22 protein-coding genes and 2 pseudogenes are annotated in these 22,689 nt (G+C 68.0%); 5 read left to right on the forward strand and 19 right to left on the reverse strand.

What is annotated here, in order from left to right; translation table 11 throughout:
* Nucleotides 1-95: pseudogene (locus ACWELQ_RS00800) on the forward strand (cytochrome ubiquinol oxidase subunit I); the annotation flags it as partial.
* Between the two features lies 1 nt (nucleotide 96).
* Here the strand turns inward: ACWELQ_RS00800 and ACWELQ_RS00805 are convergent.
* The 3 genes and pseudogenes from ACWELQ_RS00805 to ACWELQ_RS00815 all read right to left on the reverse strand — a co-directional run.
* Nucleotides 97-906, reverse strand: a pseudogene (locus tag ACWELQ_RS00805) (lipase family protein); the annotation flags it as partial.
* Between the two features lie 148 nt (nucleotides 907-1,054).
* The gene (locus tag ACWELQ_RS00810; protein ID WP_452394934.1) at nucleotides 1,055-1,699 is read right to left on the reverse strand and encodes a TetR/AcrR family transcriptional regulator; all 645 of its coding nucleotides are present in this window, start codon (nucleotides 1,697-1,699) and stop codon (nucleotides 1,055-1,057) included.
* A gap of 145 nt (nucleotides 1,700-1,844) precedes the next feature.
* Entirely contained in the window at nucleotides 1,845-2,195 is a 351-nt protein-coding gene (locus ACWELQ_RS00815) for an SPW repeat protein (protein WP_452394935.1), read from the reverse strand.
* A gap of 157 nt (nucleotides 2,196-2,352) precedes the next feature.
* Here ACWELQ_RS00815 and ACWELQ_RS00820 point away from each other — a divergent pair, with 157 nt between their 5' ends.
* The 3 genes from ACWELQ_RS00820 to ACWELQ_RS00830 all read left to right on the forward strand — a co-directional run bounded on the left by ACWELQ_RS00820 (nucleotide 2,353) and on the right by ACWELQ_RS00830 (nucleotide 4,748).
* Nucleotides 2,353-3,549, forward strand: a complete 1,197-nt coding sequence (locus ACWELQ_RS00820) for an NAD(P)/FAD-dependent oxidoreductase (protein WP_452394936.1) — start codon at nucleotides 2,353-2,355, stop codon at nucleotides 3,547-3,549.
* 84 nt (nucleotides 3,550-3,633) lie between these two features.
* Complete coding sequence (locus tag ACWELQ_RS00825; protein ID WP_452394937.1) at nucleotides 3,634-4,428, forward strand: glutamate racemase; 795 nt, start codon at nucleotides 3,634-3,636, stop codon at nucleotides 4,426-4,428.
* 35 nt (nucleotides 4,429-4,463) lie between these two features.
* Nucleotides 4,464-4,748: a hypothetical protein gene (locus ACWELQ_RS00830; protein ID WP_452394938.1), complete on the forward strand. Its 285-nt coding sequence runs from the start codon at nucleotides 4,464-4,466 to the stop codon at nucleotides 4,746-4,748.
* Nucleotides 4,749-4,757: 9 nt separating this feature from the next.
* Here the strand turns inward: ACWELQ_RS00830 and tuf are convergent, their stop codons facing one another.
* The 7 genes from tuf to hppD all read right to left on the reverse strand — a co-directional run bounded on the left by tuf (nucleotide 4,758) and on the right by hppD (nucleotide 11,823).
* Nucleotides 4,758-5,948 carry an elongation factor Tu gene (gene tuf / locus ACWELQ_RS00835; protein WP_452394939.1) on the reverse strand — a complete coding sequence of 397 codons (1,191 nt, stop codon included), beginning with the start codon at nucleotides 5,946-5,948 and terminating at the stop codon, nucleotides 4,758-4,760.
* A gap of 115 nt (nucleotides 5,949-6,063) precedes the next feature.
* Nucleotides 6,064-8,169 carry an elongation factor G gene (fusA, locus tag ACWELQ_RS00840; RefSeq protein WP_452394940.1) on the reverse strand — a complete coding sequence of 702 codons (2,106 nt, stop codon included), beginning with the start codon at nucleotides 8,167-8,169 and terminating at the stop codon, nucleotides 6,064-6,066.
* A 179-nt stretch (nucleotides 8,170-8,348) separates the two neighbouring features.
* Nucleotides 8,349-8,819, reverse strand: coding sequence for a 30S ribosomal protein S7 (rpsG, locus tag ACWELQ_RS00845; protein WP_040813378.1), 471 nt, complete (start codon nucleotides 8,817-8,819; stop codon nucleotides 8,349-8,351).
* Complete coding sequence (gene rpsL, locus ACWELQ_RS00850; RefSeq protein ID WP_014353064.1) at nucleotides 8,819-9,193, reverse strand: 30S ribosomal protein S12; 375 nt, start codon at nucleotides 9,191-9,193, stop codon at nucleotides 8,819-8,821. The genes rpsG and rpsL overlap by 1 nt, the downstream gene beginning before the upstream one ends.
* A gap of 279 nt (nucleotides 9,194-9,472) precedes the next feature.
* On the reverse strand, nucleotides 9,473-10,036 hold the full coding sequence (locus tag ACWELQ_RS00855) for a DUF3558 domain-containing protein (protein WP_452394941.1): 564 nt from the start codon (nucleotides 10,034-10,036) through the stop codon (nucleotides 9,473-9,475).
* Nucleotides 10,037-10,047: 11 nt separating this feature from the next.
* The gene (locus ACWELQ_RS00860) at nucleotides 10,048-10,581 is read right to left on the reverse strand and encodes a DUF3558 domain-containing protein (protein ID WP_452394942.1); all 534 of its coding nucleotides are present in this window, start codon (nucleotides 10,579-10,581) and stop codon (nucleotides 10,048-10,050) included.
* 36 nt (nucleotides 10,582-10,617) lie between these two features.
* Nucleotides 10,618-11,823, reverse strand: coding sequence for a 4-hydroxyphenylpyruvate dioxygenase (gene hppD, locus ACWELQ_RS00865; protein ID WP_452394943.1), 1,206 nt, complete (start codon nucleotides 11,821-11,823; stop codon nucleotides 10,618-10,620).
* A 161-nt stretch (nucleotides 11,824-11,984) separates the two neighbouring features.
* Here hppD and ACWELQ_RS00870 point away from each other — a divergent pair, with 161 nt between their 5' ends.
* Nucleotides 11,985-12,506 carry an Lrp/AsnC family transcriptional regulator gene (locus ACWELQ_RS00870; RefSeq protein WP_452394944.1) on the forward strand — a complete coding sequence of 174 codons (522 nt, stop codon included), beginning with the start codon at nucleotides 11,985-11,987 and terminating at the stop codon, nucleotides 12,504-12,506.
* Between the two features lie 20 nt (nucleotides 12,507-12,526).
* Here ACWELQ_RS00870 and ACWELQ_RS00875 read toward each other — a convergent pair whose 3' ends face one another.
* From ACWELQ_RS00875 to ACWELQ_RS00915, 9 genes are all read right to left on the reverse strand, one after another.
* The gene (locus tag ACWELQ_RS00875; protein ID WP_452394945.1) at nucleotides 12,527-13,171 is read right to left on the reverse strand and encodes a GntR family transcriptional regulator; all 645 of its coding nucleotides are present in this window, start codon (nucleotides 13,169-13,171) and stop codon (nucleotides 12,527-12,529) included.
* A 28-nt stretch (nucleotides 13,172-13,199) separates the two neighbouring features.
* Nucleotides 13,200-14,192: an isopenicillin N synthase family dioxygenase gene (locus ACWELQ_RS00880; protein WP_452394946.1), complete on the reverse strand. Its 993-nt coding sequence runs from the start codon at nucleotides 14,190-14,192 to the stop codon at nucleotides 13,200-13,202.
* A complete protein-coding gene (locus ACWELQ_RS00885) occupies nucleotides 14,189-15,349 on the reverse strand; it encodes a nitrate ABC transporter substrate-binding protein (RefSeq protein ID WP_452394947.1) in 1,161 nt (386 codons plus the stop codon). The genes ACWELQ_RS00880 and ACWELQ_RS00885 overlap by 4 nt, the downstream gene beginning before the upstream one ends.
* Before the next feature lie 29 nt (nucleotides 15,350-15,378).
* Entirely contained in the window at nucleotides 15,379-16,278 is a 900-nt protein-coding gene (locus tag ACWELQ_RS00890) for an ABC transporter permease (protein WP_452394948.1), read from the reverse strand.
* Nucleotides 16,278-17,009: an ABC transporter ATP-binding protein gene (locus tag ACWELQ_RS00895; protein ID WP_452394989.1), complete on the reverse strand. Its 732-nt coding sequence runs from the start codon at nucleotides 17,007-17,009 to the stop codon at nucleotides 16,278-16,280. The genes ACWELQ_RS00890 and ACWELQ_RS00895 overlap by 1 nt, the downstream gene beginning before the upstream one ends.
* A 137-nt stretch (nucleotides 17,010-17,146) precedes the next feature.
* A complete protein-coding gene (locus ACWELQ_RS00900) occupies nucleotides 17,147-18,481 on the reverse strand; it encodes an amidohydrolase family protein (protein WP_452394949.1) in 1,335 nt (444 codons plus the stop codon).
* 117 nt (nucleotides 18,482-18,598) lie between these two features.
* Entirely contained in the window at nucleotides 18,599-19,720 is a 1,122-nt protein-coding gene (locus tag ACWELQ_RS00905; protein WP_452394950.1) for a winged helix DNA-binding domain-containing protein, read from the reverse strand.
* Between the two features lie 40 nt (nucleotides 19,721-19,760).
* A complete protein-coding gene (locus ACWELQ_RS00910) occupies nucleotides 19,761-20,735 on the reverse strand; it encodes an NADPH:quinone oxidoreductase family protein (protein ID WP_452394951.1) in 975 nt (324 codons plus the stop codon).
* Nucleotides 20,736-20,845: 110 nt separating this feature from the next.
* On the reverse strand, nucleotides 20,846-22,654 hold the full coding sequence (locus ACWELQ_RS00915; protein ID WP_452394952.1) for a protein kinase domain-containing protein: 1,809 nt from the start codon (nucleotides 22,652-22,654) through the stop codon (nucleotides 20,846-20,848).
* Nucleotides 22,655-22,689: the final 35 nt, after the last annotated feature.

The raw sequence follows: 22,689 nt of genomic DNA on the forward strand, positions 1-22,689 counted from the left end.
TGTGGATCTTCGGCTGGACCAAGCTGCCGCAGAAGGTGCACCTGGCCTGCATCTGGCTGGTCGCCATCGGCGTCAACGCGTCCGCGTACTTCATCCATTGGCCATGGCATCGCGCGCGGCCAGGCCCGCCGCGTTCATCTGCGTGCTGATCGGCAGCCGATCCGGATACTCGCGCTCCAGCCCGATAGCCGCCGCCATGGCCAGCCCGAACGCCGGATGCGGTTGCAGGCCCAGCGCGTTCACCATCTTGCGCAGATTCATCGGCACGCCGCCGGTTGCCGCGCCCGCGATGGTCAATTCCGGTGCGTAGCGGGGCGCGAGTGCGGCCGCCCAGGCCGTGGCCATGCCACCACCGGAATAGCCAGCCATCGCCACCGGACTGTTGCCCACCCCCAATTCGGGCAGCCGCTTGACCGCGCGAATGCCGTCCAAGGTGATCTGACCACCCAATTTGGCTGCGCCGTAGGCGAAATTGGGGCCCAGGTGATCCGGCAGCGCGACCGACCAGCCCTTGCGCAGCGCCACATTCAACGCGACCGCTTCGCGCACTTGCAGATTCGGGTCACCGGTGTACAGCACTCGCGATACCGCGCACTGCGCGCCGAGACCATTGATGATGTGCTGGTAGGAAAGCAGCGGGCCGTCCGGTGCGTGCTCACGCGGGGTGAGCACGGTGGTGACCGCGGCGATCGGCGCGCCCGCCGAGCTCGTGGAGCGGAATTTCACCAGCGTGACAGTGGTTTCGGGGAACATCGCCAGGGGCGGCATGGGCCGCGTCGCGAGCACCTCGCCGGGGGCGCGGTCGCCGAGATCGGCGGTCTGCGCGTAGAAGGGATCCGGATCCGGCGCCGGATAGATCGGATCCGCCCGCGCCACGGCGGTACCGCCGAGCACCAGACCCGCCATGACAATTCCGAACGCGCGTAGCAACCACTCAGCCTTCACCAGTTTCCTCCACGAACTCGCAGTGGGAATCACACGCTTGCCCCACAACGAGTGTCGTTCGGGAGTCCCGAAGAAGAAACAGCGACACGCCAGCAAACAGCAGCGGCGCTCAGCCCATATGGCTCATGCCCGCCGCGACCACCTGGGCCACATTCATGATCTCGTCGGCCGTCGGCAGCGGCACCCCGTCCAGGGCATGCAGCCGATCCGTGCTCGAGATGGCCAGCATCGCCGACACCCAGGCCGCCGCGCAGGCCCGCAGCGTGCCCGGCTGCACCGGACCCGGCGCACTCGCCGCCAGAATCCGGGCCGTCGTCTCCAGCAACTGATCGCGCATGCGGCGCAACTGCTTCCGCACATCCGGATGGGTATCGGCCTCGCGCCACATGATCACGCGCAGTACCGAGGAGCGGTTGTCGCGCAGATTCAGTGCCGCGTCCATATTGACCAGGCTCTTGGCCGGATCACCCGGCACCACCACCGAATCGATGTCATCGATCGGCTCGGGCGGGACACGCTCATCCATCAGCGCCGACAGAATCGCGCCCTTGGTGGGGAAGTAATAGAAGACCAGGCCCTTGGGCACCCCGGCCGCGTCGGCGATGGATGCCGTGGGCGTCGCGTCGAATCCATTGGCCGCGAACAGACTTTCGGCGGCATCGAGAATGAGCTGGCGAGCGTCCCCGTCGACCTTCTTGCTGCGCCGACGCCCCACCCGGCGAGGTGCGGGTCCCGCATTTGCTGGTGTGGGCACTGCTCGCATTCCTCCTCACGCTTCGAAGCGGAGGCGACCGCCACCGGCTGGGCGGACGTAGACGACAAGCATATCCCCGCGTATGCGCCGACCTCGATTCATCACCCGATTACCGGGAGGAACCGAGGCCGGCGCCGCGAAGCGGTCAGTGCGCCGCCGCCCCGAAACGACCCGAGACCTCGGGCATCTCGGCCAAGGCGACCACTACCGTCAACGCACCCACGATCCAGGCAACCCACGAGGCGTTGCTGTAGGAGTGGAAGTTCATCACCCAGGGGGAGATGAACATCAGGACGCCCAGCACGCCGAGCGCGCGGCCGGTCCAGCCGGCGGCCCGATCGGTGATCTGCGACAGGCCCGCGAGTGCGATCAGCACGCCCAGGACCACCAGGGTCCAGAGTGCGTGGGTGCTGTGCGAGACCCAGATCGGGGACAGCGCGGCGACTGCGCCGAGCACGACGGTGACGGCCTGCTCCGCGCGACTCACGGTGAACATGGAATGCCTCCTTTGAAAGGCGAGGGAATATGTTCTGCTTCCGTTGTATTCCTGATTGACCGCCCGATCAATCAATGACCGGCCACGCTTCGGCCGCAGTTCGGGTGTGACAGGCGACACAGCGGTGCGCGCGGGGCCGGACCGCTATGGTTGCCCTATGTCGTCGTCGGTAGAACGCGTTCTAATTGTTGGGGCTGGCCTCGCGGGCCTGCGCACCGCCGAAGAGCTGCGACGTGGGGGTTACACCGGCGAGCTCACGCTGCTCGGCGACGAGAACAAAGCGCCCTACGACCGGCCTCCGCTGTCCAAGCAGTACATGCGCGGCGACATCGACGACACCGCGCTGCGGCCCGCGGAGTTCTACGCCGAACACGACATCCGGCTGCGGCTCGGCGTCGCCGCCACCGGGGTCGACACGGCTGCCCGGACGGTCCGGCTGTCCGACGGCACGGCACTCGAATACGACGCGCTGGTGATCGCCACCGGATTGCGGCCGCGCCGGATCCCCGGCCTGCCCGAGGTCTCCGGGGTGCACGTGCTGCGCTCGCACGCGGACGCCGCCGGGCTGCGCTCGCACGTCGGCAATGCCCGCAACGCCGTGATCGTCGGCGCGGGGTTCATCGGATGCGAACTCGCGGCGAGCTTCCGGGCGATCGGCCTGGACGTGACCATTGTCGAACCCCAGCCCACGCCCCTGTTCGCCGCGCTCGGCGCGGAGGTCGGGGCGCTGGTGACCCGGCTGCACGAGGCGGAGGGTGTCACGCTGCGGTGCGGCATCGGCATGGAATCGCTTGTCACCGAGGGCGACTCGGTCAGCGGCGTGCGGCTGGCCGACGGCAGCGTGCTCGACGCGGACCTGGTGGTCATCGGTATCGGGTCACTGCCCGTCACCGACTGGCTGGCCGACTCCGGCATCCCGCTGGCCGCACCGGCCGACGGCGGCGGCGTCCTCACCGACGAGACCGGGCAGACCTCGGTACCCGGCGTCTGGGCCGTCGGCGACGTCGCGGCCTGGCCGCACGCCACCGGACGCAACAAGCGCGTCGAACACTGGACCAATGCGGGGGAACAGGCCCAGATCCTGGCCGCCGCGCTGCTCGGCGGCGAACCGGCCGCAGAGGTCCAGGTGCCGTACGTGTGGAGCGACCAGTACGACATGAAGATCCAGGTCCTCGGCATTCCTGCGCTCGCCGACGAGATCGTCCTCGTCGAGGACAAGGGCCGTAAATTCCTCGCCCACTACCTGCGCGCGGGCGAACTGGTCGCCGTCGTCGGGGCGAGCATGGTCGGCAAGGTCATGAAGGCCCGCGCCGAACTCGCCGCCAACCTCCAGCAGCGCGCGAACGTCGGCTAGCGACCGCCCGGTAATCACGGCCCGCGCCTGCCGTTTCGACCCGCGGTTCGCGGTCGGGCGGGGGTCTTGTCTACCGTGGCTGGTGTGATCGTCGCGCTCATCGACTCCGGACTGGGGCTGCTGCCCACGGCCGCCTGGTTGCGGAAGCTGCGGCCCGATCTCGACCTGCTGCTGCTCAACGATCCCGACGGCGCGCCGTGGGGGCCCAAACCGGAGCAGTGGGTGGTCGACCGGGTGCTGGACACGGCCCGCCTCGCGCTCCGCGAAGGCGCGGAAGTCATTGTGCTGCCCTGCAATACGGCCAGCGTGACCGCGCTCGAGCAGGTCCGGACCATGGTCGGTGACGGCGTGCCGGTGATCGGCACCGTGCCCGCGATCAAACCCGCCGCCGCGGCTTGCCAGAAGGTTGCGGTCTGGGCCACCGCGGCCACCACCGCCAGCGCCTACCAGGCCGACCTGATCGCCCGCTTCGGCGGCGAAGCCGATATCACCGGCGTCGCCTGCCACGGCCTGGCCGACGCCATCGACCGCGGCGACCTCCCCGTCATCGCCGAGGCCATCGCCGACGCGGCCGCCCGCACCCCCGCCGACACCGAGGGCATCGTGCTCGGCTGCACCCACTACCCCCTCGTCCTCGACGACATCCTCGCCGCCCTCCCCGCCGGCGTCCGCGTCTTCGACAGCGCCGAGGCGGTGGCGGGCCAAACCCTGCGCCGCATGGACGCTTTGGGCCGCCCCACCGCGGGGACCGGCACCGTCCGCGTCATCGCCAGCGGCCGTCCCGGCGAATTGCCGCCCGCCGCAGCGGCTTTCGAGTCCGGCCGCCTGCTCGGCGCGACCCCCGCACCCGGCCCGGTCGCCACCGCACCCCAGCGCTGACGTTTGCCCCCGGCGAGCCCGGGCACGTCTGCGTTATGAGCACGAAAGAACAACCGGCACCGGACGAATCGCCGCGGCAGCGCGACGATCGCCCGACCACTCCCGAACCCGAGATCACCGACGAGCACCGCGCCCGCGCGCACCGCATGGCCGAAACCTATCGCGACGATCGGCCGCTGACCGTGCTACCCGGCAGCGACGGCATGGTGTCCGGCACCGCCGTCACCGACTGGGAATCGATTCCGGATCGCGAAAACGCAAACGGCGCCGCTCCTTTCGGAGCGACGCCGTCTGACAGCGATTCAGCGAATCACCAATGAGTCAGAGACTCACTTGATGATCTTGGTGACGCGACCGGCACCGACGGTGCGGCCACCCTCACGGATCGCGAAACGCAGGCCCTCGTCCATGGCGACCGGCTGGATGAGCTTGACGCTCATCTCGGTGTTGTCGCCGGGCATGACCATCTCGGTGCCCTCGGGGAGGGTCACGACGCCGGTCACGTCCGTGGTACGGAAGTAGAACTGCGGGCGGTAGTTGTTGAAGAACGGGGTGTGGCGGCCGCCCTCGTCCTTCGACAGGATGTACGCCTGGCCCTCGAACTCGGTGTGCGGGGTGGTGGTGCCCGGCTTGATGACGACCTGGCCACGCTCGACGTCGTCACGCTTCAGACCACGAACCAGCAGACCGACGTTGTCGCCCGCCTGGCCCTGGTCCAGCAGCTTGCGGAACATCTCGACACCGGTGATGGTGGTCTTCTGCGACTTCTCGCGGATGCCGACGATCTCGACTTCCTCGTTCACGTTGATCACACCACGCTCGATGCGACCGGTGACGACGGTGCCACGACCGGTGATCGTGAAGACGTCCTCGATCGGCATCAGGAACGGCTTGTCGGTCTCACGGACCGGGTCCGGGATCGACTCGTCGACGGCGTTCATCAGGTCCAGGACCGACTGGGTCCACTTCGGGTCGCCCTCGAGCGCCTTCAGGCCGGAGACGCGCACGACGGGGGCATCCTCGTCGAACTCCTGCGAAGCCAGCAGCTCGCGGACCTCCATCTCGACGAGCTCGAGGATTTCCTCGTCGTCGACCATGTCCGACTTGTTCAGCGCGACCAGGATGTAGGGCACGCCGACCTGACGGGCGAGCAGCACGTGCTCACGGGTCTGCGGCATCGGGCCGTCGGTGGCGGCCACGACCAGGATCGCGCCGTCCATCTGGGCGGCACCGGTGATCATGTTCTTGATGTAGTCCGCGTGGCCCGGGGCGTCGACGTGCGCGTAGTGGCGCTTCTCGGTCTGGTACTCGACGTGGGAGATGTTGATCGTGATACCACGAGCCTTCTCCTCCGGCGCCTTGTCGATCTGGTCGAACGCGAACGCAGCGTTCACGTCCGGGTAGGTGTCAGCCAGCACCTTGGTGATCGCGGCAGTCAGCGTGGTCTTGCCGTGGTCGACGTGACCAATGGTGCCGATGTTGACGTGGGGCTTCGTCCGCTCGAACTTCGCCTTCGCCACTGTTGTCCTCCTGGACTAGTTAGTGCGTGCTTTTTGCAGCAGTGCAGTTTGTATTACTGGGGGTCGATCGACGACCACTCGGGACCGATTCTCGCAAACCGGTCCCGACAGCGAATTACTCGCCGGTCGCCTTGGCGATGATCTCCTTCGACACGTTGGCCGGAACCTCCGCGTACGAATTGAACACCATCGAGAAGTTCGCTCGGCCCTGGGTCTTCGACCGCAGATCACCGATGTAGCCGAACATCTCCGAGAGCGGAACCAGCGCCTTGACGACACGGGCACCACTGCGTTCCTCCATGGCCTGGATCTGGCCACGGCGGGAGTTCAGGTCGCCGATCACTTCGCCCATGTAATCCTCGGGCGTGGTGACCTCGACCGCCATCAGCGGCTCGAGGATCACCGGACCGGCCTTGCGGGCCGCTTCCTTGAGGGCCATCGCACCCGCGATCTTGAACGCCATTTCCGAGGAGTCGACCTCGTGGTAGGCGCCGTCGAGCAGCGAAGCGCTGACATTGACCAGCGGGAAGCCGGCGAGCACGCCGTACTGCATGGCGTCCTGGATGCCCGCGTCGACCGAGGGGATGTACTCACGAGGAACGCGGCCACCGGTGACCTTGTTCTGGAACTCGTAGGTAGCGCCGTCCTCGGTCTCGCCCAGCGGAGCCAGAGCGATGATCACGCGGGCGAACTGGCCCGAGCCACCGGTCTGCTTCTTGTGGGTGTACTCGTACTTGTCGACCGGCTTGGTGATGGTCTCACGGTAGGCCACCTGCGGCTTACCGATGTTGGCCTCGACCTTGAACTCGCGCTTCATGCGGTCGACGTAGATGTCGAGCTGGAGCTCGCCCATGCCGCCGATGACGGTCTGGCCGGTCTCCTGGTCCAGCTTCACGTTGAAGGTGGGGTCCTCTTCCGCGAACTTCTGGATCGCGGTGCCCAGCTTCTCCTGGTCGGCCTTCGTCTTCGGCTCGATGGCCACCTCGATGACCGGATCCGGGAAGGTCATGGACTCCAGCACGATCTGGTTCTGCGGATCGCACAGGGTGTCACCCGTGGTGGTGTCCTTCAGACCGATGACCGCGTAGATGTGGCCGGCCACGGCCTCGGGAACCGGGTTCTCCTTGTTGGAGTGCATCTGGAACAGCTTGCCCAGACGCTCCTTCTTGCCCTTGGTCGCGTTGATGACCTGGGCGCCGGAGTCGACCTTGCCGGAGTACACACGGACGTAGGTCAGCTTGCCGAAGAACGGGTGGGTCGCGATCTTGAACGCCAGCGCCGCGAAAGGCTCGTCCGAGGACGGCTTCCGGGTCAGCACCTCGTCCTCCTTGCCGGGCACGTGGCCCTGCACGGACTCGACGTTCAGGGGCGACGGCAGGTAGTCGACGACCGCGTCGAGCATGGGCTGAACGCCCTTGTTCTTGAACGCGGAGCCGCACAGCACCGGGTACAGCTCGGAGTTGACGGTCATCTTGCGAATCGCGCCCTTGATCTCCTCGACCGAGAGCTCCTCGCCACCGAAGAACTTCTCCAGCAGCGACTCGTCGGACTCGGCGACGGTCTCGAGCAGTTCCTGGCGGTACATGTCGGCCTGATCCTTGAGATCGGCCGGGATCTCGACGACCTCGTACTGCTCGCCGAGCTTGGTCTCGCCCTTCCAGACCTTGGCGTTCATCTCGACCAGGTCGACGATGCCCTCGAAGGTGTCCTCGGCGCCGATCGGCAGCTGGATGACCAGCGGCTTCGCGCCCAGACGGTCCTTGATGGTCTGAACGGTGAAGTAGAAGTCAGCGCCCAGCTTGTCCATCTTGTTGACGAAGCAGATACGCGGCACGTCGTACTTGTCGGCCTGACGCCACACCTGCTCGGACTGCGGCTCGACGCCTTCCTTGCCGTCGAACACCGCGACGGCGCCATCGAGCACGCGCAGCGAACGCTCCACCTCGACGGTGAAGTCGACGTGGCCGGGGGTGTCGATGATGTTGATCTGGTTGTCGTTCCAGTAACAGGTCGTCGCGGCGGACGTGATGGTGATGCCGCGTTCCTGCTCCTGCGCCATCCAGTCCATGGTGGCGGCGCCATCGTGAACTTCACCGATCTTGTAGGTGATACCGGTGTAGAACAGGATGCGTTCGGTGGTGGTGGTCTTGCCCGCATCGATGTGGGCCATGATGCCGATGTTGCGGACCTTGTTCAGGTCGGTGAGCACTTCCTGTGCCACGGAAACTTCCCCGCTCGTAGCTAGTTGGGATTCAACGGGATGGGCTTCGGGTTCTTCCGAGAGCCCTCGGTGTCAACGTCGGGCGCGACGCGTTAGTGCCTCGCTTGCAGCAGCTCGGCGGTCGCGCCCGACATGTGACTCGTCTCCCGGCACTTCCGAACGGAGGGCCGGGCCACAGGTCACCAGCGGTAGTGCGCGAAGGCCCGGTTCGACTCGGCCATCTTGTGGGTGTCCTCACGACGCTTCACCGAAGCGCCCAGGCCGTTGCTGGCGTCCAGCAGCTCGTTGGCCAGACGCTCGACCATGGTCTTCTCACGACGAGCGCGGGAGTAGTTGACCAGCCAGCGCAGCGCCAGGGTGTTGGCGCGGCCCGGACGAACCTCGACCGGAACCTGGTAGGTGGCGCCACCGACGCGGCGGGGCTTCACCTCGAGGGCGGGCTTGACGTTGTCCAGCGCACGCTTGAGGGTGACGACCGGATCGGTGCCGGTCTTCTCACGCGCCTGCTCGAGGGCACCGTAGACGATGCGCTCGGCGGTGGACTTCTTGCCGTCCAGCAGGATCTTGTTGACCAGCTGCGTCACCAGCGGGGAGCCGTAGACCGGGTCGTTGATCAGGGGACGCTTGGGAGCGGGACCCTTACGCGGCATTAGCTCTTCTCCTTCTTGGCGCCGTAGCGGCTGCGGGCCTGCTTGCGGTTCTTGACACCCTGGGTGTCGAGCGAGCCGCGGATGATCTTGTAGCGCACACCCGGGAGGTCCTTCACACGACCGCCGCGGACGAGCACCATCGAGTGCTCCTGCAGGTTGTGGCCCTCACCGGGGATGTAAGCCGTGACCTCGACCGCGCTGGTCAGGCGAACACGCGCGACCTTACGCAGCGCGGAGTTCGGCTTCTTCGGGGTCGTGGTGTACACGCGAGTGCACACGCCACGACGCTGCGGGCTCCCCTTGAGGGCCGCAGTCTTGGTCTTGGCGACCTTGTCGCGGCGACCCTTGCGGACCAGCTGGTTGATGGTTGGCATAGACCGGCTTTCCTTATTAGTAACCAGGTGTCTGGAACTTCATGTCTTTGTCATTCGAGCTTTCCGCCCAGTTCTCGCGGCATTTCTTCCCCACGAGGTCGGGCGTGTCGAGTGCAGGTCAGAGGCCTTTTTCAAGGCATGCCGGAAACGGTCGGCCGCTCTCGCTGGCCTACGTACTGCACATCAACTTGCCCGTATGCTCCGGGCACAGCGGTCAACGATACCCGCGAGCTCCACGGGGGGCAAAAGAGGGTCCCTCGAGCGCGGCTGGTAGAGGGCTTATCGAGCCAGATTCAACGTCAACTCGACCAGCTTGCGGGCCGCATCGCAGGGGTCCGCATGCTGAGATCCGTTGCGGTAGTTGACCCACCAGCCCACGATGCCGGTGTCGGCGGCCGGAGCGCTCACGCCACACGAGTCCGGATCGTTGGGGCGACGGGTTTCCACCGAGCGGCGACCCTGCACGGTTATGTCGTTGCTCACATATTTCAGACGGTCGTTGTTCGCCTTCTCGTTGGCGAGCGAACCGAGCTCGTACCAGTTGAGGGTGACCATGCCGCTGCCCGCGGTGCCGCCGGTGAGATTCCACATGCAGACCGCGCCGTTGAAGGACGGCTCCACATACATGTTGTCGCCGACCGACTTGGCGATGTCGTCCTGGGCTACCACCGTGCACTCGCGCAGCAACTTGTCGAAGTTGGTGTTGATGCGCGAGGTGCCACCGGTTCCGCTGGTGCCGCCCGCGGGGAGCGCGGTGCCGGAGACGGTCTTGCCGCAGCCCGCGAGGCCGGCGGTCAGCGCGACCGCCGCGAGGATGATCGCGGTCTTGGATCGCCGTGCCATTCCGGTCCCCCTCATCCGAGCCGCTGCACGGTCAGTTCGGCCATCTTGCGGGTGCGGTCACACGGGTTGCCGAGATTGCCGCCGCTGTTGAAGACGCCGTAGGAGATGGACCATTCGAAGAAGTCGTCGTCGAGCTGGACCGCGAGGTCGCAGACGGCGTTGCTGGGGTCGAGGGCCTGGAAGCCCTTGCGGCCGCCCACGTCGATGGTGTCCGGGGTGCGGCCGACGCTGGCCACCCACGCCTTCTCGCGGTCGATCGGGCTGCCCCGGTAGGAGGCGAAGGTGACGCTCGAGGAGCTGATGCCGCCGGCCTGCCAGTTGCAGCCGACGGAGTTCTTGAAGACGGTGGTGAGGGAGCTGAGGCCACCCAGGTCGCGCACTTCGTCGTCGGTGAGGTGACCGCATTCGCCGACGAACGGCCCGAGCGTCGCCACCTTCTGCGGCGGCCGGAAGCTCGGGTCGTCGTTGGAGTCCTTCTTCCCCCCACACGCTGACAGCAGCAGCACGAGGCTCAACCCCGTGATGATCGCCGACGCCATTCGCATGGCGTGAACTCTACTGGTCTTGTGCTGCTTTGCTGTTCAGAGGTTTCCGCGTGCGTCTTGTTCGCGTTCGATGGCCTGGAACAGGGCTTTGAAGTTGCCCTTGCCGAAACCCAGTGAGCCGTGGCGTTCGATGAGTTCGAAGAAGACGGTGGGGCGGTCGGTGATGGGCTTGCAGAAGATCTGGAGCAGGTAGCCGTCCTCGTCGCGGTCGACGAGGATGCCGCGGCGTTGCAGTTCGGCGACGGGGACGCGGACGTGGCCGATGCGTTCGCGCAGTTCGGGATCCTCGTAGTAGCTGTCGGGGGTGTCGAGGAATTCGATGCCCTCGCGGCGCAATACGTCGACGGCGGTGAGGATGTCGCCGGTGGCGAGGGCGATGTGCTGGACGCCCGGGCCTTGATAGAACTCGAGGTATTCGTCGATCTGGGAGCGCTTGCGGCTGACCGCGGGTTCGTTGAGCGGGAACTTCACCCGGTGGTTGCCGTTGGCCACCACCTTGCTCATGAGCGCGGAGTATTCGGTGGCGATGTCGTCGCCGACGAATTCGGCCATGTTCTGGAATCCCATGACGCGCCGGTAGAACTCGACCCATTCGTCCATGCGGCCGAGTTCCACATTGCCGACGACGTGGTCGATGGCCTGGAAGATGCGCTTGGGTTGCCCGGCGCGCGGGGCGTAGGCGGATTCGCGCCGAATGTAGCCGGGGAGGTACGGGCCGTAGTAGCGGGAGCGGTCGACGAGGGTGTGGCGGGTTTCGCCGTAGGTGGCGATGGCGGCGGTGCGGACGGTGCCGAATTCGTCGGTCTCGTCGTGGGGTTCGACGAGGACGGTGGCGCCCTCGGCGCGGGCCCGGGCGATGCAGCGGTCCACGTCCGGGACCTCGAGTGCGATGTCCACCACCCCGTCCCCGTGCCGATCGTGGTGTGCGACAAGCGGACTGGCCGGATCCACCGCACCCTTGACGACGAATCGGGCGCCGCCGCTGCGCAGCACGAACGCCTTGTGGTCACGATTGCCGGTCTCGGGGCCCGAGTAGGCCTCCAACCGCATGCCGAAGGCGGACTGCAGGAAGTGCGCGGTCTGGGTGGCGTTGCCGACCGCCCACACCACCGCGTCCCAGCCCAGCACGGGGAACGGGTCGGCGGCGGCATCGTGGTCCACCAGGCCGACGAGGCGGCGTAATTCGTCGTCGCCGGGCAGGTCGCCGGATCGGGTGCTCTGGTGTCCTGCGTCGATGCTCATGCGCTCAGAAAAACCCAGGGCACCGGACTAGGCAATATCGTCGAATTCGACTGGACACTCTGGTGAATTGCACCACCATCTGCGCCCGGGTGCTGGACAATTTGAATAGCAGCGAACGCACGAGCGGAGCTTCCGCTCGACTCACCAGCGGAGGTTCCGCGATGTCCCGCACGCCCGCCCGGCTGGATGAGCTGGATCTGGCCATCCTCACCGCCATGCACGAGTATCAGAAGGCGGGCATTCTCGAGCTGTCCCGCCGCACCCGGGTGGCCCGCGCCACCGTGCAGTCGCGGATCGCGCGCATGGAGGAGGCGGGGGTGATCTCCTCCTATGATCCGCAGATCGATGTCACCGCAGCGGGTTTCGATGTGCAGGCGTTCGTGACGCTGGAGATCGCGCAGGGTGCGCTGGAGGCGGTGAGCGCGGATCTGGAGGCGATCCCGGGTGTGCTCGAGGCGTATGCGACAACCGGTTCGGGTGATGTGCTGTGCCGCATCGGCGCGGATTCGCATGCCGGGTTGCAGACGGTGCTGCTGAGTATCGACAAGACGAGTTCGGTGGTGCGGTCGCACAGCGTGGTGGTGTTGTCGACGGTGGTGGCGCATCGCACGCTGCCGCTGTTGCGCACGCTGACGCCGTCGGGGTCGAGCAAGGCTCCGGCGTATCGGGCCGCGCAGTCTTGAGCGGTGTCGGTCGAGCCTGATCAGTGCCTGTCCAAGCGGGTGATGAGCCCGCAGACGTGAGCTTCGGCGGCGGCGCGGGCGTCGGCCGCGTGCCCGGATTCGAGGGCGTCGAGGATCCGGCGATGTTCGCGCAGTGCCGTGTTGCGGTTGCGGGGGTGGGTCCACAGGTCACCGCGGTAGAGGTGGGCCTGGGCCTCGAGGCGGGCGAGTTCGCTTGCGAGGGTGGCATTTCCGGCCCGGTCGCGGATGAAGGTGTGGAATTCCAGGTCGAGTTCGGTGTCGCGGGCCGGGTCGGCGTTGTCGCGCAGGAAGCGTTCCTGGGTGGCGAGGATGGCGGTGAGTTTGCCGAGGTCGGATTCGGTGAGGCGGGTGGCGGCGCAGGCGGCGGCGAGGCCGTCGAGGACCGCGCGCACGGCGAGCACCTCGCGGATGCGCTCGTCGTCGACGACGGCGACCCGCGCGCCCGCGTGGGGAACCGTGACGGCCAGGCCCTCGGAGATGAGCTGCTGCACGGCTTCCCGGACCGGGCTGCGGCTGACGCCCAGGCGGGCGGAGAGGGCGAGCACGCTCAGCGGCGCGCCCGGTTCGAGTTCCCCGGACAGGACGAGCTGCCGCAGCTGGCGGTGCACGGTCGGGCCGAGCAGCTCGCCGTCCGGTTCGGTCATCGTGAATCCCTTCGTATTGCCTCGAAACTTACCGCTGCGGCCGGTAGTTGGCTTGCACGCGCTGGGTGAGGAAGTCGGCGGCGGTGACGGGCGGGTAGACGCCGCGCGGGCCCTGGATGATCGCGTCGCGGTCGGCTTGGGCGAAGTAGGCGATGCTGTAGCGGTCGCCTTGGTATTCGTCGGGGCCGGGGCCGCGCACGCGGTGGAAGTTCGACGGCAGCAGGTCGTCGCTCCAGCGGGTGAGCATGTCGCCGATATTGCAGGTGATCAGCGCGGAGGACGGGGTGATGGAGGTCCACTGCTGATCCTCCATCTCCTTGCCGGGGCAGACCTGCAGGCCGCCCTGGCCGTCGCGTTGGAAAAGCAGGGTGAGGCAGTCGAAGTCGGTGTGCGCGCCCGCGCGCCAGCGGCCGGGGACCTCGCGCAGTTCCTCGGGGACGGCGAAGTAGTGCAGGAGCCGGAGCGTGGACTGGTAGTGCGCGGAGTCCGGGTCGTGGGCGGCGGTGAAGTGGTCGCGGGGGAAGCCGAGGCGGTCGGCGAAGCAGGACAGCACCCGCATGGCCACGCTCCAGCAGCGGTGTTCGAAATCGAGGATGGCGGAAGGGAATCCGGGGAGTTCGTCCTCGGCGGGCCACAGGTCGGCCATGTGCGGCCGGGTGACCTGGTAGGACTCCTTCTGGTCCGGGACGCCGATGGAGGGCCGCACCTGGCTCAGGCTCTCCCAGCCCGCATTGTTCGCCTTGACCAGCGGGTATTGCCCCTTGACCGGTTCGGGGAGGGCGAAAAGGGCTGCGGTGCGGGCGAAGACGTCGTCGATCTGCTGCTGCGGGATGCCGTGGCCGGAAAGCTGGAAGAAGCCGATGTCGGTGGCGGCGGCCCAGAGCTGGTCGGTGATCTCGGCGCGGCGGTCTTCGAAGTCGGTGAGGTCGATGACGCGGATCTCGCGGGTGTCGGTTTCCGCGCCGAGCCCGCCCATGCGCTGTTCGCGGGCGACTTCGGACAGGTCGTAGTCGGTGGTCATGAGATCTCCTTGTCGATGAATTCGGTGGTGACCAGGTCTTTCGCGGCAAGACCGGCCGGGACGTCCGCGCCGCCGCGGCGCAGGATCGGGCCGAAGGAGTCGATGACGCGCTGTACCCGGGCGGTGTCGAAGCTGCCGATCACGCCGTCGGTGTCGGGGCCGATGAGGCCGCTGTCGATGAGGACGCGGGCCCCTGCGGCGGCGAGTTCGGCGCTGTAGGGCGAGAATTTCGGGCTCTTGGCCACGACGTCCACGATGATGTCGTTCGCGGGCTTGGGGTCGGTGCGGAATCGTGCTGTGGCCCTTTGGATCATGGGAACCAGCCGTTGCAGGCAGGGGCGCAGTTCGTTCAGTTTGTCGGCGCGGACGTTGACGGTGCGGGCGTAACCCTCGTAGCCGACGTCCCGCAGCAGCTGGTAGGCGACCGGCTTGTTCCAGGCGTGCACCTCGTGCTCGTAGAGGTAAGGCTCGGAGCTGGCGAAACCCTGTTGCGCGAAGGACGGATCGGCGACGAAACGCGACGGCGAGTTGTCGTAGGAGGCGTCGATCTGCTTGGCGTTCAGCAACCCTCGATCCACCAGCCAGTCCGGGTACAGCTGTCCCTTCGAGACCACCACGGGCGCACCGGCTTTGCCGATATCGGCGATGCCCTTCCAATCCGGATGGGTCTTGGGATCCCACATGAGCATCTGCGGGCTGTTGCGCAGCAGCGTGGTGACGGCGACCACCGGTTGCTTGCCGGCGGCGGCGATGGCCTGCTCGGAGTGGACCAGCCCCAGGGTGATCGAGGAGTCGACGTACATCTGCGAGGGCACGGTCTGGAAGCCGATGGCCGGGCCGCCCGCACGGATCTCGAGCTTCACGCCGGTGTCCTTGCCGTCCACCACGAGCGGGCCGGTGACCTTGCTGTTGTCGGCGTCGACGCGGTAGCCGGGGCCGAGCAGGCCGTAGAGGGGGCCCGCGTCGGTTTCGGGTTCCCACTGCAGTTGTACGACGACGGTGGCGGGGCAGACACCCGCGAGCTGCTGTTCGGGTGGGGCGGCGGGCAGGGCGACGGCGGGTGCGTCGGCGGCGGGGTCGGACGAGCAGGCCGCGCCGGTGGCGACGGTCAGGACGGTGAGGGCGGCGACGCCGAGGCGGCGTAACGGGATGTGCATGATTTCTCCACGGAGCAAAGGGTTTTCGATCAACGGCCTGAGGCGTGCCAGCGGCCGACGGTGAGTCGCTGGGCGACGGTGAACAGAGCGAAGACGGTGACGCCGAACAGGGCGGCGAGCACCAGCGCGGCCAGCAGGTCCTCCGATTGCAGGCGGGCGCGATAGGTGTCGAGCAGCGTGCCGATGCCGGGCTGCCCTTTGGCGAAGAACATGTCGCCGATGACCGCGCCGGTCACCGACAGTCCGGCGGCGGTGCGCAGGCTGGCCATGATGGACGGCAGCGCGGCGGGCAGGTCCAGGGATATCAAGCGGCGCAGACGATTCGCACGGCCGAGGGCGAACAGCTCCCGCAGATTGGCGTCCACGGATTGGATCCCGAACAGCGTCATGGCGATGATCGGATGCACCGCGATCAGCACGCACACGATGGTCCGCGCCGTCGCCCCGTACCCGAACCACAGCCCGATGAGCGGCACCACCGCCAGCACCGGGATCGCCTGCAGCACCACGGCATACGGATAGACGACCCGCTCCACCACCTTGGCCTGCGCCATCAGGACACCCACCGCGACGCCGATCACCGCGGCCAGCGCCAGCCCGGTCACCGCGATCCGCGCGGTCACGGCCAATGCCCGCAGCATCGTCTCCAATTTGGCCGGGTTGGACAGCGATTCGGAGAACACCCGATGCGGCGGCGGCAGCAGGAACCGACGCTCCGGTGACAGCAGCACCAGCGACACCAGATACCAGGCGCCGAGGGCGAGCCCGGCCGACACCAGGGGCACCAGCGCCTTGCGCAGCAGGCGGGCGGCGAGCGCTCCCGCTGCCGAGCCGGGGTGGGCCGAATCCTTTGGTGTGGTGGTTCTTTCGGGGCGCGGGACGACGTCGCGGGTGGTAGGCCCGGCGAGGGATGCGGCGGGAGCGGCCATCAGGAGGCTTCTTTCAGGGATGCGGAGACGCGGGCCGCGAGGGTCGTGAACGCGGGTTCGTAGCGGAGGTCGCGGGTACGCGGGTACGGGAGGTCGATGTCGATCACCTCGTGGATGCGGCCGGGGCGGGCGGACATGACCACGACGCGGTTCGCCAGGAAGACCGCTTCGGAGACCGAGTGGGTGATGAACAGGGCCGTGAAGGCGTTGTCGGTGTAGAGGCGCAGTAGCTCCTCCTGCATGCCGAGGCGGGTGATCTCGTCCAGGGCGCCGAACGGTTCGTCGAGCAGCATGAGTTCGGGTTCGAGGGCCAGCGCGCGGGCGAGGGAGACCCGCATGCGCATGCCGCCGGAGAGCTGACCGGGGAGTTTGGTCGCGAAGTCGGCCAAACCGACCGCCGCCAGGGCGCGGGTGGCGCGGGCGCGGCGGGTGGCGCGGTCGACGCCGCGCAGTTCGGCGGAGAGTTCCACATTGCGCGCCACCTTGCGCCAGGGCAGCAGGGTGGCGTCCTGGAAGATGAAGCCGACCGAATCGGTGTGCACCGCAACGGTTCCCGAGGTGGCGCGCTCGAGTCCGGCGGCCAGGCGCAGCAGGGTGGATTTGCCGCAGCCGGAGGGGCCGACGACGGCGACGAACTCGCCGCGCCGCACCTCGAGGTCGATATCGGTCAGGGCTACCACCTCACCGGAACCATTGCCGCCGAAGCGTTTCCCGGTTCCGGTGAAGGAGATCTCCGCAGTGAGGATGTCCGTGGGCGCTGCCACCGCACTCACCTACTCTCGCTTGATTGCGTGCAACGTTTGAATGAGTTCAGTGTTGCGGAGATTGATTACATGCAATCGAGTCCCTGTTTCGGGTTGATTAACTGCTATCGCATGCCATTCAGCAGTTTCACCAGACCCCGCTCGTCGACGCGGGTGCTGCGGCCGTCGCGGATCACCGGCTCGCCGTCGACCCAGACCGTGTCCACCACGCGCGGTGACGCCGTGGTCAGCAAGGTCGCGCCGGGATCCCGGACCGGCAGGCAGGCGAAGTCGCGGTCGAAGCGGAGAAGAGTGAGGTCGGCGCGGTCGCCGACGGTGAGACCGGCGGGTCCGGCGGGTTCGCCGAGGGCGGTGGCCGCGCCGCGGGTAGCCAGGTGCAGCATGTCCGCGAAGGGCAGCAGGTCGGCGCGGCGGTGGTGGGCGCGTTGCAGGTACGCGCCCATGCGCAGGGCCAGCAGCATGTCCTGGGTGTCGTTGCTGGCCGCGCCGTCCACACCCAGACCGACACCGATTCCGGCCGTGAGCATTTCGGGGACCGGGGCGACGCCGCTGCCCAGGCGCATATTGCTGAGCGGGTTGTAGGAGACGCACACGCCACGGGCGGCGAGGATCTCGCGGTCGGCGGCGTTCACGCGGACGCAGTGCACGGCGAGGGTGCGCGGGCCGAGCAGGCCGCCCGAGTCCAGGTAGTCGACGGCCGAGCGGGCTGCATGCAATCGACACATGTCTTCGTCGGTGTCGGTCTCGAGCAGGTGGATGGAGATGGTTTTGCCGGTGGCGTCGGCGAATTCGCGCACGGCGGCCATGCCCTCGGGGGTGAGGCAGCGGGGGTTCGGGACCGCGAGCGCGGTGGTGATCCGCGAATCCTTCAGCCGCGCATCGAGTTCGGTGAGGTGGGCGAAGACGTCCGGGAGCGGTTGCACCAGGCGGGGATCCATCCCCCACTTGCGGGTCGGATCGGGTCGATCGGCGATTCCACGCCCGAACACCACCCGGATGCCCAACTCGCCCAGCGCCCGCAGGGCGGCGTCGTGGACCGCCTCCGACGGGTTCGGCCACATGTGCTCCACCACGGTGGTGACGCCGCTGCGCAGCAGTTCCAGGCCACCGGCGAGCGCGGCCAGGTAGGTCTGCTCGGGGGTGGCGGCCACCGTGAATTCGCCGACGCAGTGCAGCCATTCGAGCAGCGGCAGCCCCTCCCCCGCGCCGCGCAGCACCGATTGCTGCAGATGGGTGTGGGTGTTCACGAAGCCGGGGATCAGATGGCCACCGGTGGTACCGGACAGGTCGAGACCGGCGCCCGCGCCGGGGCCGATGGCGGTGATCACACCGTCGGTGACCACCACGTCGTGGCCCGCGAGCCAGCGAGATCCGTCGGGTGTGGCGGTGTAGGCAGTGACGTCGCGGATGACAGTTGAACCGGGCACAGTGCGCACCATGCGGCATCCCTTTCGAAATGCGGCTGGTTCGCCCACCGTGTCCCGGCGGTACCCGTGCGCCCGTTTCAGCCATGAGCGCCGTGCGGGGAAGCCTAGCGAGGCAATATTTCCCGGCGGTTAATCCTTGCCGGGTCGCAGATCCGCGCCGGTGGCGAGGATTTCGACGCTGTGGGTGCGGTCCGGTTCGAGGAATCGCAGCAGGGCGGCGGCCTCGGATTCGACGGCGGCACGGTCGGCGGACGGCCACGCGGCGTGCGGCACGATCCGCAGCCGGGCCGTATCGCCCTTGGTGAAGACCTTGAAGACGCCGGTCAGATACCCGTCGACCAGGATCGGCGACACCTGGTTGGCGAAGGCGCGCAGGGGCGGAGCGTTGCCGTCGGGGACGATGCGGCTCCGATCCTGGTGGGACAGAATCGCGTTGTCGTACCAGCCCAGCAGTCGGACCGGGGCGGGCAGGTCGGGATCGGCGAGGGTGGCGTCGGCGGCGTCGTAGAGGGTGCGGCCGCGCTCGTCGGTGTAGGTGCGGACCCGGTCGCCCAGTTGCTCGACGGCCTTCTTCATGCCGGTGAGTTTGGACCAGGTCTGCATGTCCATGGTGGTGGCGGGGCCGAAGGCGCGCAGGTAGCGCAGCAGGAGTTCAGCGAGCGGATATCCGGGGTCCAAGGGTGCACCGAGCCACGGCTGGACGCGGGACCAGACCGGGCGGCTGCTGTCACCCCAGCGACCGCGCGGCGGGGTTTGCAGGACCGGGAGCTGATACAGCCATGCCTGCACGACCGCCCCGGGATCGCGGTCGGGATACAGCGCGGCGGCGTGCTCGCGCAGGGTCGCGGCGGGGGTGGGGTCGTCGCCGAACACCGATTCCCCCTGTGCCCGAACCTCTTCCGGATCCAGGCCGACCAGCGCCCCGAAATTGAAGCCCTTGCGGAACGGGATCTTCTCCAGCTCCGGCTGGATGTGCGGGGCGATGCGCAGCGCGTCGGGCGGGGTGACCAGGTGAATGGTGCCGCGCATCAAGGTGATTCGCACCAGGGAGCGGTCGTCCAAGGCCTTGGACACCGTCTCCGGGTCGAAATCGACTGTGCGACTCCACAGTGCGACGAACGGCGGCAACATGTCCTGGGCCTGCAGCCCGATCAGGTGATCGCACAGGTCGGGCACGCCGAGCGTGGACCGCTCCAGCAGGTGCTGGCGCGCGAGCAGTGTCCGGTTCAGGGTCCGGTTGGACAGCTTCACGATTCAGCACCGTACGGGAGCATGACGCGTCGTGCCCGGCTCAGCGCAGCGTGACGACGATCTTGCCGGTGGCGGTGCGCTTGTCGAGGGCGGAGACGGCCTCGGCGGTGTGCTCGAGGTTGTAGAGGACCGGCTCCGGCGGCGCGATCTTGCCGTTGGCCAGCAGCGGCGCCACCTCGTCCCACTGTTCGGCCAGGTAGCCCGGGTGGCTCATCACCCATTCGCCCCAGGCCGCGCCGACCACCTCGACGTTCTTGAGCAGCAGCCGGTTCACCTTCACGGTCGGGATCTCGCCCGCGGTGAAGCCGACCACCAGCAGGCGGCCGCCCCCGGCCAGCGAGCGGATGCTGTCGGTGAAGCGGTCGCCACCGACCGGATCGAGCACGATGTCGACACCGCGCCCGCCGGTGATCTCCTTGACCGCGGCCAGCCAGCCGTCGGTGAGCACCACGTCGGTGGCCCCGTTGGCGCGCGCCACCTCGGCCTTCTCGTCTGTGCTGACCACCGCGATCACCCGGCCCGCGCCCAGCGCCTGCGCCATGCGCAGGGTGGAGGTGCCGATGCCGCCCGCCGCGCCGTGCACCAGCACGGTCTCGCCCTCGGCCAGGCGGCCGCGGTTGCGCAGGCAGAAGTGCACGGTCAGGTCGTTGAACAGCACGCCCGCACCGGATTCCAGCGAGACGTTGTCGGGGAGTTTGAACACCATCTCGACCGGGGTGACCGCGACCTCGGCGGCGGCATTGCCCAGCAGCGTCAGCGCCACCACGCGGTCACCGGGGACCACGTGCGCGCCTTCGGGAGCCTCGCGCACGATGCCCGCGACCTCGCAGCCCACGACGTAGGGCAGCGGCGGCTTCATCTGGTAGAGCCCGCGGGTCATGAGCACATCGGGGAAGGCGATACCGGCGGCGTGCACGTCGATGACGACACCGCCCGGATAGCTCGCCGGCTCCGGGAAATCGAGAACCTCGATGGCCTCCGGGCCCTCCAGTTTGCTCACCACGGCTGCGCGCATTCTCGATCAACTCCGATCAATCCACCGGCGGATACCCTGCCGAACGTAGTCGATGCACCCGGGCCCTGCCAACGCTTACATCGGGTACGAGGGAATACCGTGGGTTCCCCTCAGCGGTGGGCGTATTCGAGCATGGATTCATTGGCCAGGCTCTGGCCGCCATTGCTGATGACCAGGGCGTAGGCGGTGATGCTGTACTTGGTGCCGTCGGTGGGGTTGGTGACATTGAAGCCGCCGGTGCCGTCGGGGGTCGGGTCGTCGAGCTGGATGCCCGCATTGTCGCTGATGCGCAGGCCCTTGTAGTAGTAGCGGCCCGCGGCGGTACGGCAGACGACGAGCCGCGACTTGTCGGTGCGGCCGATGGCCATGGCCGGATCGTCGGCATTGCAGCGCGGGCTCTGCGAGGTGAATCCCTGTCCGTCCGTGCCGGATACGCTGCCGGTCAACGGGACCAGGGTGGTGGTCGGCACGGTCGTGGTGCCGCGATAGGCGGAGGTGGTGGTCACCGGCGGCCCGGTCGGGGTGACCTGCTGCCCGCTGTTGCCGCCGGCGGTGGTCCCCGACGAGCCCGAGGACCCGGACAGCAGCTTCCAGCCGAGCACGCCGCCCAGCACCAGCACCACGCCGATGAGCGCGCCCACCAGCAACGGCAGGTTGCTGCGCCGCTTGGGCGGCAACGGCAGTGGCGCGGAAGGATGTTCGCGCGGCGCGGCCGGATCCGGGTAGGTGGGCTGGTAGGCGGGCTGACCGGTCACCGGCTGCCGCCGCACGGTCGGATCGTAGTTGCCGGGACCGGAGTAGACGGGCGGGCCGACCACCCGCTCACCGCTCGTGTGCGCGGCGGGCCCGGAAAGCCGTTGCGGGCCCGAGGGATCCACCGGACCCGAGGGACGCGCACCGGGCTGGTAGCCGACCGGCCCCGACGGGTTCGTGCCCCTGGCCGGGCCTCCGTACGGCTGCGCCGGACCCGACGGATGATCGAGATAGTGCGGCCCCGAATGGCCGGGCGCGACCGTCCCGCCCGGCGGCACCGCCCGGCTCGGCAGGGTCGGCGGGGCGGGCGGGATGATCCGGGCGGGCTCCTGCGCGGCCCGTTGCAGCGCCGCCCGCGCAGCGCGCGCGAGTTGCCCGGCACTGGCGTAGCGGCGGGTCGGATCCTTGGCCATGCCGATCGCGACCACCTGGTCGAACCCGACGGGGACGCCCGCGCGGATGCTCGGCTGCGGCGGCGGGGTCAGCATGTGCGCGCGGATATTGGCCAGATTCCCCTCGACGAGGAACGGCGGCCTGCCGGTGAGGGATTCGAAGAGCACGCACGCCAGGGCGTAGATATCCGCACTGGCCGAGGCGGACGCGCTGTGTTCGAAGCGCTCCGGAGCCATGTAGGCGAACGAGCCGATGGCATTGCCGGTCTGGGTCAGCTGGGCATCGGATTCGGCGTGCGCGATGCCGAAATCGACCAGGTAGGCAAACATTTCGCCGGTGAGCAGGATATTGGCGGGCTTGACGTCGCGGTGCACCAGGCCGCTCTCGTGGGCGGCGTCCAGCGCGGAGGCCATCTGTTCCACGACCGACACCGCCTGCTCCGGCGGCAGCGGACCCTCTTCGCGCAGGTACGCCTTCAGGTCGCGGCCCTTGACCAGGCGCATGTCGATGAACAGGACACCGTCCACCTCACCCCAGTCGTGGACCGGAATGACATGCGGTTCCTGCAATTTGGCGGCGGTGCGGGACTCGCGACGGAAGCGTTCGATGTAGCTCGCCTGGCGGGCCAGGTCGGCGTCGAGCAGTTTCACGGCGACAACCCGGTCGCGCACGGTGTCGTAGGCCTCGTAGACCTCGCCCATGCCGCCCACCCCGAGCAGCCTGCGCAACTCGTACTGTCCGAACCGCGAACCGGCCCTCTCGCCTGCGGCCACCCGCTAGTCCTCCCTACTGCTGGATGTACAACAGG

The sequence above is a fragment of the Nocardia sp. NPDC004722 genome, from assembly GCF_053601505.1.